At 69.0% G+C, this 11,364-nt stretch carries 11 protein-coding genes; 2 read left to right on the forward strand and 9 right to left on the reverse strand.

Annotation, left to right across the window (positions count from 1 at the left end; all coding sequences use genetic code 11):
- Nucleotides 1-21: 21 nt before the first annotated feature.
- From G154_RS18595 to G154_RS18605, 3 genes are all read right to left on the reverse strand, one after another.
- On the reverse strand, nucleotides 22-1,320 hold the full coding sequence (locus G154_RS18595; RefSeq protein ID WP_019513114.1) for an ABC transporter substrate-binding protein: 1,299 nt from the start codon (nucleotides 1,318-1,320) through the stop codon (nucleotides 22-24).
- A gap of 66 nt (nucleotides 1,321-1,386) precedes the next feature.
- A complete protein-coding gene (locus G154_RS18600) occupies nucleotides 1,387-2,172 on the reverse strand; it encodes an SDR family NAD(P)-dependent oxidoreductase (RefSeq protein ID WP_019513115.1) in 786 nt (261 codons plus the stop codon).
- A complete protein-coding gene (locus G154_RS18605) occupies nucleotides 2,169-3,656 on the reverse strand; it encodes an FGGY-family carbohydrate kinase (protein ID WP_019513116.1) in 1,488 nt (495 codons plus the stop codon). Before G154_RS18605 ends, G154_RS18600 begins: the two co-directional genes overlap by 4 nt.
- 220 nt (nucleotides 3,657-3,876) lie before the next feature.
- Here G154_RS18605 and G154_RS18610 point away from each other — a divergent pair, with 220 nt between their 5' ends.
- Both G154_RS18610 and G154_RS18615 read left to right on the forward strand, forming a co-directional pair.
- The gene (locus G154_RS18610; RefSeq protein ID WP_019513117.1) at nucleotides 3,877-4,692 is read left to right on the forward strand and encodes a BtpA/SgcQ family protein; all 816 of its coding nucleotides are present in this window, start codon (nucleotides 3,877-3,879) and stop codon (nucleotides 4,690-4,692) included.
- On the forward strand, nucleotides 4,689-5,420 hold the full coding sequence (locus G154_RS18615; RefSeq protein WP_019513118.1) for an inositol monophosphatase family protein: 732 nt from the start codon (nucleotides 4,689-4,691) through the stop codon (nucleotides 5,418-5,420). Before G154_RS18610 ends, G154_RS18615 begins: the two co-directional genes overlap by 4 nt.
- On the opposite strand, the gene G154_RS18620 is transcribed toward G154_RS18615, so the two are convergent.
- From G154_RS18620 to mptB, 6 genes are all read right to left on the reverse strand, one after another.
- Nucleotides 5,403-6,206, reverse strand: a complete 804-nt coding sequence (locus G154_RS18620) for a DeoR/GlpR family DNA-binding transcription regulator (RefSeq protein WP_019513119.1) — start codon at nucleotides 6,204-6,206, stop codon at nucleotides 5,403-5,405. The two genes, G154_RS18615 and G154_RS18620, sit on opposite strands and share 18 nt — an antisense overlap.
- Before the next feature lie 57 nt (nucleotides 6,207-6,263).
- Entirely contained in the window at nucleotides 6,264-7,235 is a 972-nt protein-coding gene (locus G154_RS18625) for a heme A synthase (protein ID WP_019513120.1), read from the reverse strand.
- Nucleotides 7,236-7,298: 63 nt separating this feature from the next.
- A complete protein-coding gene (locus G154_RS18630) occupies nucleotides 7,299-7,973 on the reverse strand; it encodes a DUF429 domain-containing protein (protein ID WP_019513121.1) in 675 nt (224 codons plus the stop codon).
- A gap of 5 nt (nucleotides 7,974-7,978) precedes the next feature.
- Nucleotides 7,979-8,755, reverse strand: a complete 777-nt coding sequence (locus G154_RS18635) for an ABC transporter permease (protein WP_019513122.1) — start codon at nucleotides 8,753-8,755, stop codon at nucleotides 7,979-7,981.
- Nucleotides 8,752-9,690: an ABC transporter ATP-binding protein gene (locus G154_RS18640; RefSeq protein ID WP_019513123.1), complete on the reverse strand. Its 939-nt coding sequence runs from the start codon at nucleotides 9,688-9,690 to the stop codon at nucleotides 8,752-8,754. Before G154_RS18640 ends, G154_RS18635 begins: the two co-directional genes overlap by 4 nt.
- Nucleotides 9,687-11,339 (reverse strand): polyprenol phosphomannose-dependent alpha 1,6 mannosyltransferase MptB, encoded by a 1,653-nt coding sequence (gene mptB, locus G154_RS18645; protein WP_019513124.1) that lies wholly within the window; start codon nucleotides 11,337-11,339, stop codon nucleotides 9,687-9,689. Before mptB ends, G154_RS18640 begins: the two co-directional genes overlap by 4 nt.
- Between the last annotated feature and the right edge of the window lie 25 nt (nucleotides 11,340-11,364).

The following is an 11,364-nucleotide window of genomic DNA, read 5'->3' on the forward strand; positions in this document are numbered from 1 at the left end:
TGACCGCCGGATTCTCTACGGTCACTGCTGGATCCGCTCCGCTGCTGCCTGCGCGTCACGCAGGGCGTCGGCGACGCTCTTGTTCCCGGCGGCGGCATCGTTGAGCTCGGTGCCGACGGCCTGGATCATCTCCTCGCCGCCCTTGCCCTGGGTGAGCGGGGACGCATCGGCCAGGATCTCGCCGACGGTCTTGTAGTAGTCCGCACCGTAACCGTCGGACAGCACCTTCGGGTTGGTCAGCGAGCTCTGCCGGACCACCGCACCACCGTTGGCGACGCGTTCGGCGTCGATGTCCGGCGAGGTCACCCAGGACGCGAATGCCCAGGCCGCGTCGGCGGCACCGGAGTTGGCCGGAATGGCCCAGCTCCACAGTCCGAGCGCGGATTTGCCGCCGGGGATGGGGGCCAGCGCGAATTGGCCGGCCCGCGGGCCGGAGGCACCCTCGGGATCGTTGAGCGCGGGCAGGTTCCAGTTGTACCCGATCATCGATGCGGCATTGCCGCCGGAGACCGAACGGAATGCCTCGTCGAAGCCCCAGGACAGGCTGTTGGCCGGTGCGGCGGTCCGGTAGGTCTCGATATAGGCCTCCAGCGCCCGGGCGGCCTCGGGGGTGTCCAGGGTGGGCTTGCCGTCGGCGCCGTAGATCGAGCCGCCCGCGGCGAACAGCCAGTTGGCCCATTCCTCGAAGATCTTGTAACCGCGCTGCGGTTGCATCGCGATACCGGCCCGTTCGGGGGTCTTCAGGCGCTGCGACGTGGAGACCAGGGCATCCAGGTCGGTCGGTGCGCTCAGTCCGGCGGCGGTGAGATCACCGGTGTTGTAGATGTAGCCGAGGGCATAGTTGTAGAACGGCACACCGTAGGTGGTGCCCTCGACATCGGTGATCGCGGTCAGCGAGTCGAAGAAGTCGTCCGGCCGGTAGTCGGTGGTGGCGGCGATGCGGTCGTTCAGTGGCTCAAGGAAGCCGGCGTCGGCGAAATCGTCCATCCACGGGTTGTCCACCACGATCAGGTCGTAGGCGGGCTCGGATGCCTGGAACGAGGACACCAGCCGGTCGCGCATCTGATCGAAGGTCATGGTCTCGATCTCGACCTTGATATCGGGGTACTTCTGGTTGAACTGTCCGACAAGGCCTTTGACGATGTCGGTATCCGGCACGTTCTCCATCAGCACCCGCACGGTGGCGTTGGTGTCGGTGGGCACATCGCCCACGCCGGAGGAGGTCTGCTCGCCGGAACCACCGCTGCCTGCGCAGCCGGCGAGGGTGAGGCTGGTGGCGGCGATGATCGCCGTCAACCAGCGCGAGGTCGGTATTTTCATGGTCCTCACTTTTCTTTGTCCGAGGGGTAGAGCGTGAAGGGGGATCTGCCAGGCGACGGCAAGCACTCAGTCCATGTAGGCACCGCCGTTGACGGACAGTGCTTCTCCGGTGATGAACCGGGCATCCTCGGAGACCAGGAAGGCCACCGCGCGCGCCACATCATCGGGGGTTTGCAGGCGGCCCAGCGGGGTGGCGTCGATCCAGGACTGCCGGACACCGTCTGGGGTGGAGCCGCTGAGGGTGGCCTCCCACTCCAGTTCACGACTCTGCATCGGGGTGGCGACGAAACCGGGACACACGCAGTTGACCGTGATGTCGTTGGCCGCCAGCTCGAACGCCATCGCCTGGGTGAGGCCGAGCACGCCGAATTTGGAGGCCACATAGTCGGCGAGGAAGGGCACCCGGCCCTGTTTGGCGGCCATGGACGCGGTGTTGACGATCGTGCCGTGGACTCCGGTGCGGATCATCGCCCTGGCGGCGGCCTGCCCACACAGGAACACACCTTTGAGATTGATGTCCAGGCTGCGGTCGAGCTGTTCGACCGAGACGTCGACGAAGCGGGCCATCGCCGAGATGCCGGCATTGCTGACCCACGCGTGCAGCCCGAGGCGGGCGGCCACATCATCGGCCAGTGCGGTGGCGGCGGCGGCATCGGTGACATCGAGGCGGGCCGCCTCGTGCCCGGATCCGGTAAGACCGGCACGGGTCTGCTCGGCGGCCGCGGCGTCGATATCGGAGACCACCACTCGCCATCCCCGCCCGGCAAGAGTGGTGGCGATGGCCCGGCCGATCCCCGATCCGGCGCCGGTGACGACGGCGGTCTGGTGGTGGGAGTTCTCGACTGTGGTCATGGCCGGGCCTTTCGGGCGATGCGGTGGGATATCGGGGTGAGCACGTCGCCGAGTTCGCGCCACTGGGCATAGGCCTCGGCGTATCGGTCGACGTTCTTCGGGTTGGGGACCACGGGCTCGCCGAGGGTCTGGAACTTCGCGGTGCTGTCCCAGCCGTCCAACAGTCCCGTGCCGACCGCGGCGATGACGGCAGCGCCGAGCGAGGCACCGGGGTGTCCGACGACGGGGGACAGCGGTGTGTCGAGGACATCGGCGAGAATCTGCTTCCACAGCACCGATTTGCTGCCGCCGTTGGTCACCAACGCACGCTGCAACCGCACTCCCATGGCGGCGAAGACCTCGGTGTGGTGTTTGAAGCCGAACGCGATGGCCTCCAGGACCGAGCGGTACATGTCGGCGCGGGTGTGTGCCAGGTCCAGGCCGACGAACGCGCCACGCAGGTCCGGATCATGCAGCGGGCTCTTCTCGCCGAGAAAGTAAGGAAGACAGAGGATGTCGGCCGGATTACGGGTCTGCGCCTCGTCATCGAGGGCGACCAGGTCGATGCCCCCGGACAGCGTCTGGAACCAGCGGATCAGGCTGCCGCTGGTGGCCATGCATCCGTTGGGTAGCCACCGGCCCGGCACCGGATGGGCATCGAGATAGAGCCGGGCGTCGATGACCGGCGTATCGGCGGCGGCCAGGATATCCCCGGCGCCGCCGAGTTTGACCAGCCAGTCGCCCGCGGTGTTGATGCCCGCGGCGTAGGCCGACAGGACGTGGTCGGCGCCGCCGACGATGAGCGGCAGTCCGGCTTTCAGTCCGGTGGCCGCGGCAGCCGCGGCGCTCAGTTCGCCGGCCTGGGTACCCGGCGCCAGCACCGGGGGCACCAGCTCGGCGGACAACCCCGCCGCGGTGTACATCGGTTCGTAGCGCTCACCCTCGACGGTGCCGAGCCCGGATTCCAGCGCCCAGTTCAGCTCGACGTGGGCGGGGGCCCCGAGCGCCATCAACACCCAGTCGTAGGAGCCGACCAGATGGGCGGTGGCGGCCCAGTGCTGCGGCTCGTGATGTTGCAGCCACAGCGCCGTCGGCGCCACCGATTGCTGGGTGATCGCCGAACCGGTGGCGCGCAGGACGGCCGTGTCATCCAGGGTGCTCTTCAGCTCGGCGATCTCGGCGGTGGCGCGGGCGTCGTTCTGCAGCAGGGCACGCCGCACCGGTGCGCCGTCGCGATCGACCGCGATGACGGCCGGGACCATGCCGGTGGTGGACAACGCGGCGATGCGGTCGCTGCCGACACCGGATTCGGCGAGCACCTCGCGGATACCGGCGTGGACATTGTGCAGCCATTGGGCGGGGTCGGCCTCGGCGTGGCCGGGCGCATCGGAGAACAGGCGGCTCTCGTGGGTGGCCTGGGCGATGATGCGCGCGCGAGCGATGTCGACGAGCACGGTCTTGGTGCCGGTGGTGCCGATATCGATGCCGATCGTGAACTCCGGCATGCCATCCCTTCGGTCGATCGCTACGTATTCCTGGCGGTGGGACCACAATACTGACTCTGTTATATTCTCACAATAGGTGAGCGTCAATCACGAATAATCACGGGATAGTCCTGGATTTGTGTGATTAAGTAACATAGGTTTAACCCACGACCGCGCTTGAACGCGACGTTCTTCCACCCCGTGAAGCTCTGAAAACCCATGAAGCGGAGAGGCAATCCCCATGACAAGTTGGCTCGATGACGTATTCGGTGTGCAGAAGCCGGTGATCGCCATGCTGCACCTGGCCGCGCTGCCCGGTGACCCCGGATTCGATTCGGCGGCCGGTATCAAGGCCGTGGTCGAGCGCGCGAAGCAGGAGCTGGATGCGCTGCAGTCCGGCGGTGTCGACGGCGTCATGGTCTCCAACGAGTTCAGCCTGCCCTATCTGACCAAGACCGAACCGATCACGGCGATCACGATGGCCCGGGTGATCGGCGAGCTGCTCGGCGATTTCGCGGTGCCCTACGGTGTCAACGTGCTGTGGGACGGGCGCGCGTCGATCGACCTGGCGGTGGCCACCGGCGCGCAGTGGGTGCGCGAGATCTTCACCGGCGTCTACGCCAGCGATTTCGGGCTGTGGGACACCAACGTCGGTGAGGTGGCCCGACACCGGGCCCGCATCGGCGGCGCGGGCGTCAAGCTCCTGTTCAATATCGTGCCGGAGTCCGCGGTGTACCTGGCCCAGCGTGACCTGGCCTCGGTCACGGCCACCACCGTCTTCGCGACCAAGCCCGACGCGATCTGCGTCTCCGGCCTGACCGCCGGCGCGTCCACCGACACCCAGGCGCTGCGCGTGGTCAAGGACAATGCCGGTGCGGTACCGGTTTTCGTCAACACCGGCGTGCGCGCCCACAACGCCGCGGAGCAACTGTCGATCGCCGATGGTGCGGTTGTCGGCACGTACTTCAAGGAGGACGGCAAGTTCGAGAACCGCGCCGTGGCCTCGCGAGCCGCCGAACTGATGGACGCGGTCAAGGAATTCCGTACCTCGTTATGAGCGAGGACTTGCGGCTATTGGCGATCGAGGCGGCGCGCCGCGGCGCGGCGGTGTGCATGCAGCACTGGGGTGAGCGGGTTCCCATCGCCACCAAGGCCACCGCGGGTGACGTGGTGACCGCGGTGGACACCGCCGCCGAGCAGACCGTCCGGGAGATCCTGCTCGCGGCCCGCCCCGATGATGGTGTCCTCGGTGAGGAGCTGGCCGAACAACTCGGGACGGGACCGGTGCAGTGGGTGGTCGACCCGCTCGACGGGACGACCAATTACGTGCGGCGGCTGCCGTTCTTCGGCACCTCGGTGGCGGCGCGCTCACGCGTGGACGGGTCCTGGTTGGCCGGCGCGGTGTGCGCGCCGGCCCTGGGTACCACCTGGAGTGCGGCCAAAGGGCTTGGCGCACGGCTCGACTCGGGCAACGGCGAAGTCTCGCTGCCGTTACCGCTGATGGAGTCCTCGGTGCGGCTGCTCGGCACCGGGCTGTCGTATGACCCGGGCCACCGGCGGCGCCAGCTGCGCGATCTGGGGGCGGTGATGACCGAGTATACCGATATGCGCCGGTTCGGGGCCGCCGCCCTGGACCTCTGCCTCCTCGCCCAGGGCAGCCTCGACGCCTTCATCGAAGATGATCTGGCAGTGCACGATTGGGCGGCCGGTGCGCTCATCGCCGAGGAGGCCGGCGCGACGGTGTCGCGGGCCGAGGACGGCGGGGTCTCAGCGCGTCGACGCTGAGCGTTCGGCGTTGACGCACACCACCGAGACGCCAGAGGCGCGCAGTGCCTCGACGGCGGGATGGGTCGACGGTCCGTCGGTGACCAGGATCGAGATCGCCGATACCGGTGCGACATTGATCAGCTGCACGCGGCCGAGCTTGGATGCGTCGGCGGCGACGATCACCCGGTCCGCCGACCGCATGGCCGCCTGCTTGACGTTGCCTTCTTCGCGGTGGTATTCGGAGGCGCCGCGCTTACCGTCCACCCCGGCGATCCCCATGACATAGGTGTCGCAGTTGTAGCGCAGGTAGAAGTCCTCGGCCTCGGCGCCGATCAGGCTCAGCTCGCCGGGGCGCACCTTGCCGCCGGTCAGCAGGATCGTGGTTTCCGGTTCGTCGGCCAGTTCGACGGCGACCAGCACGCTGGGAGTGATCACCGTCAGGCCGAGATTGCGGCCCTTGACGGCGCGGGCCACCGCCAGCACCGTGCTGCCGCTGTCGAGGATGACCGTCTCGCGGGGGCGCAGCAGATCGGCCACCGCATGGGCGATGTGCAATTTTTCGTCGGCGGAGTCGGCGGCGCGCGCATCGAAGGACGGTTCGGTGGACTTCCCGCCGTAGGCGATGGCGCCACCGAGAACGCGGCGGGCGATGCCCTGCTCCTCCAACCGCTCGATATCGCGCCGGATGGTCATCTCGGAGACGTCGAATTCACCCGCCAGCGTGGCGAAGTCGACCTCACGGTCGGTGTGGATCCGGGCGGCGATGGCCGCCCGCCGGGCGTGCGCGCTGAGGCCGGCGGTCATCACCGAAGTCTATGTGAAAGATGTGAATCAATCACACACATCGCTGATCTGGGCTGATCAGGCAGCGGTGGCGACGGGCTCCGGCGCCGGGGTCGTGCGCCGCTCCCGCATCGACGCCCACAGCGCGGCCGTGGCGGCTGTGCAGGCTCCCGCCCCGGCCACGTGCAGTGCGACGAGGGCCTCGGGAACGCCGGTGAAGAACTGCACGGCGCCGAGTGCGCCCTGGGCGATCACCAGCACGACGACCGCGACCAGCCGGATCCGCACCGGCCGCGGAGCGCCGACGGCAAGCAGCGCAAAGCCCAGCGCCACCACCAGCGACAGATAACCGATCAGCAGGGTGGAGTGCATGTGCACCAGCGTGGTGATCTCCACCTCCAGGCGGGGGACCGGTCGCTCGGGACTCTTGTCGCCGGCGTGCGGGCCCGCGCCGGTGACCATCGTTCCGGTCACCAGGACCGCCGAGAGCGCCAACCCGCTCAGTGCCGTCAGCTGCCGCAGCGGTCTGGGCACCACCGCGGTCGGGGTGCCGTCGTCGGGTTCACCGATCTTGGCGAACAACAACACCGCCAGCCAGACCATCGCCATCGACACGAGCAGGTGGATCGCGACGGTCCACCACAGCAGACCGGTGAGCACGGTGATGCCGCCGATGACGGCCTGCAGGACCGTCGAGGCCGGCATCAGCCACGCATAGACGAGGACGTCACGGCGGCGCCGGGCGCGGGTCACGGCGATGACCGCGGCCGCCGCGGTGAGCACCACCAGGAAGGTCAGCATCCGGTTGCCGAACTCCACCGCTTGGTGGATGCCGGGCACCTCGGGATGTGGCACCGGGGTGAAACTTCCGGGGAAGCACTGCGGCCAGGTCGGGCAGCCCAGACCCGATGCCGTGACGCGCACGATGGCACCGGTGACCGCGATTCCGCCCTGGGTCAGGATGACCAGGAAGGCCACGATGCGCTGGGTTCGCAGGCTGGGCATCGGCAGCACGTCGACGAGTCGCAGGAAGAGTCGTCCGACAGCCACGGATCCGATGGTAGAGCAGCGCTAACTACGCGATGTAGTAGGGGTTGTGAGCCCGGCCCGGCCTCAACACCAGATCGCCAGGCGCCGGCCCCGCGCGTCGACCTGCGGCGGGTCCGGGAGGCTGAACGCCGCCCCCGTCGCGATGCGGTGCGCGCTCCACGCGGCGGCGGCGGCATCCAGGACGTCATCGGCGGGCACTCCCGCCGCGGCGCCGAGATCTTCGGGGATCTCGATCCCGTGCCCGGCCAGTACGCGTAACCGGGCCCGCTGGCCGCGCCAGCTCTTCTTCCTCCCGTCGTCGGGCGTCAGGCCCATCTCGCGGAAGGACAGCTCGGGATGCACCTCGAACAGCGGTAGCGCGGAATCGGCATGCAGCGCCTCGGCTTCGAGGAACTTCTGCCGCAGACCCCAGGTCTGGATGCTGATCCCGGACCCGGTGAGTTCCCTGGCCGTCACGCAGGCGGCCGCGTGATCGGGGGCATCGAACACCGGCCGCGGCGGCATCAGGAACAGGCTCGACGACCGCGCGCCCAGTCGACGCTGAGCGGTCCGGTCGGAGGTTCGTACCGCGTCGTCGAGCAGACCGAGGGGAATGTCCACGCCGACCACCCGGGCATCGGGCACCGCGGCGACGAGCGCGGCCAGGCGCGGGTCGACATGGGCCGCGCGATAACGACCGTCGCGCAGTTCGATGCCGACCCAGCCGCCCTTGCAGCCGTCGACACCGAGGGTGATCACCGCCGTCAGGTGAACCGGAACCAGCGCAGCGCCGCCAGCGCCGACAACACGCCCCAACCGGCCAGCACGGCGACCCCGAACCAATCCACCGACAGCGTCATCGCCTGCGTCAGCGCCTCGGTCAGCGCCCCCGACGGGGTCAGCCGGGCCACCCAGCGCAACGCCGCCGGAACCGGGCCGCCGTCGAGGGTCAGCGCCCCGAGCCCCGCGAAGACGAACCACAGCAGGTTCGCCAGCGCCAGCACGATCTCCGAGCGCAAGGTGCCACCCAGCAGCAGACCGAGCGCCGCGAACGTCGCCGTACCCAACGCGATCACGACCGCGCCCAACGCCAACGCCGCGACCGGTGGCCGCCAGCCCAGCGCGATACCGATGCCGCCCAACAGGATCGACTGCAGGAAGACGACGGTGACGACGGCCAGTGACTTGCCGGCGATCACCCCCCATACCGGCAGGGCGGTGGCACCCAGCCGCTTGAGCGCCCCGTACCGGCGGTCGAACGCGACGGCGATGGCCTGGCCGGTGAACGCCGTGGAGATGACCGCCAGCGCCATGATGGCCGGCGTGAAGGTCGCCGCCCTGTTGGCCCCGAACTCGCCGAGCGGCAACAGGGTGAGGCCGACCAGCAGGGTGATCGGGATGAACATGGTGAGCAGCAGCTGTTCGCCGTTGCGCAGCAGCAGTTTGAGCTCAAGGCCGAACTGGGCCCGCAGCATCGCACCGACGGCGGCGGGCCGGGGATCGGGGGAGAAGGTCCCGGCGGCAAAACGATTCGCGCTCATCTCAGCTCCCGGCCGGTCAGATCGAGGAAGACATCCTCCAGGCTGCGTTGCTCCACCCGCATGTCGGTGGCCAGCACGTTCACCCGGGCGCACCATGCGGTGACGGTGGCAAGCACCTGCGGATCTATCCGTCCCTCCACCAGGTACTCACCGGCGGTGGTCTCACCGGCCCGGTAGTTCTCCGGCAGCGCCGAGACGAGCAACGACAGGTCGAGCCGCGGCGGCGCGGTGAAACGCAGCTGGTTCTCGGCGCCGCTGCGCATCAGCTCCGCCGGGGTACCCGCGGCGACGGTGCGGCCGTGATCGATGATGACCAGCCGGTCGGCCAGCTCCTCGGCCTCGCTCAGATGGTGGGTGGTCAGCACGACGGTGACGCCGTCGCGGCGCAGCGCGTCGATCAGTTCCCACACCACGATGCGGGCGTGGGCGTCCATGCCCGCGGTCGGCTCGTCGAGGAACACCAGCTCGGGCCGCCCCACGACGGCGCAGGCCAGCGCCAGGCGCTGCTGCTGGCCACCCGAGAGCCTGCGGTAGGTGGTGCGGGCGACATCGGTCAGACCGAGGGTCTCGAGCAGCCACTGCGGGTCGAGGGGATCGGCGGCATAGGAGGCCACCAGGTTCAGCATCTCGCCGGCGCGGGCGGCCGGGTAGCCGCCGCCGCCCTGCAACATGACCCCGATCCGCTCGCGCAACCGGGCGTTGTCCGCCGCCGGGTCCAGGCCGAGGATCTCGATGCGACCGGAATCCGGGCGCAGGAATCCCTCGCACATCTCCACGGTGGTGGTCTTACCGGCGCCGTTGGGTCCGAGCAGGGCGAACACCTCGGCCCGGCGCACCTCCAGATCGAGATTGTCGACGGCGGCGGGTGCCGAGGCCGGTCCGTAGCGTTTGGTCACCCCGAGCAGGCGTACGACAGCGTCAGAACCGGTGGTCACGGAGATTCAGCGTAGGCGTCGGGTCTGGCAGCCGGTGGCTCTGGTCCGGGTCGCGGGTCGTCGGGGCCCGGCGGTGCCAGTGCGCGCCACGGCAGATGCCGGTAGGTGATGGCGATGATGATCAGCACGATCACCGCGCTGGCCAGCGTGGCATCCAGAATCTGGAACAGCGCGAACCGGTCACCGTTGGCGGTCGGCCCGAAGATGCCCACCACCAGCGTGATACCGATCGCCGACCCGCGGAATCCCGGTCGGGTGGCCCAGGTGGCCAGCGGGATGATCGCCCACAGCAGATACCAGGGCTGCACCACCGGGAACAACAACACGCTGGCGCCCAGCGCGACGCCGAGGCCGCCGACCGGATGCAGACGGCCGCGCAGGACGGCCAACAACAGCCAGCTCACCAGGACCGCGATGATGATCACACCGATACCGCGCGTGAGGCCCAGCACCGATGTCGTGTGGTCACCGAGGCCCAGCAGGATGCCGACCTGGCCGGTGCCCAGGGCGATCAGCGTCGGCGGGGACATCCAGGATCGGACGACGTTCGCCGTACCGAGGGTGAACACCCAGCCGAAGCCCAGGCCGCTGGCCCAACCGATGATCGCCATCACCGCCAGCGATAGTGCGCCCAGCGAGAAGCTCGCGGCGAGGAATGCTTTCACGGTGCCACCCCAGTGCCAGGCCAGCGCCATCACCACGAAACCCATCGCCAGCAGTGCGGGCAGCTTCACCTGGGAGGACATCGTGATGAGCACGGTGCCCGCGGCGAGCATCGCCGCGGCATGTGGTGGCAGCCGCCAGCTGTGTTCGCGCACCCCGTCGATCCCGCGCAGCGCGAACTCGGTGCCGGCCAGCATCAGGCCAAGCATCAGCGCCTCGTTGTGGATCCCGGCGACCAGGTGCATGAACAACAGCGGGTTGCACGGGCCCAGCCAGAGCGCGCTGACCTCGGCGACGCCGCAGCGCCGGGCCAGCCGAGGGGTGGCCCAGACGATCAGGCCGACGCCGACGAGCACCACCAGCCGGTGGCACAGCACCGCGGCGACGATGTTGTCGCCGGTGAGCACCGAGATGCCCTCACCGATCCACAGGAACAGCGGTCCGTAGGGGGCCGGGGTCTCGCGCCACAGGCTGGGCACCGAGAGGGTGAAGACATGGTCGAGCCCGAGCCCGGGAGCCGGGCCGACCTGGTAGGGGTCCAGCCCGATCCGGGCGATCTGACTCTGTGCCAGATAGGAGTAGACGTCCTTGCTGTACATCGGCGGGGCGAACAGCAGGGGCAGCAGCCACAGCAGCAGGGTGCGGTCGAGCTGGCTGCGGGACATCTTGTGCGGTCCGAGCGCGAAGCGCCCCAGCATCAGCCACGCCAACGCCATCATCACCGCGCCGGTCGTCGTCATCGTCAGCGATACGGTCTGGATGCGGGAGGGCAGGTTGAGCAGTCGCACGCCGAAGGTCGGGTCCTGGACGACGGGCCGAGCACCCGCGCCGAGCGCGCCGATGGCCATCAGCACCGTCCCGGTCGCGCCGAAAACCCTGGTCCGGCGCAGCGAGACGACCTCGGCATTGTTCAGCGGCGAACCGACGGCTCGCTCGTCGGCATGCCAACGGGCGACCGCGGAACTGAAGGACCCGAGGGCGGTCATTCGAGCAGCGTAACGGCCGCCGGCA

The sequence above is a fragment of the Mycobacterium sp. VKM Ac-1816D genome (assembly GCF_000416385.1).
Classification (GTDB): domain Bacteria; phylum Actinomycetota; class Actinomycetes; order Mycobacteriales; family Mycobacteriaceae; genus Mycobacterium; species Mycobacterium neoaurum_A.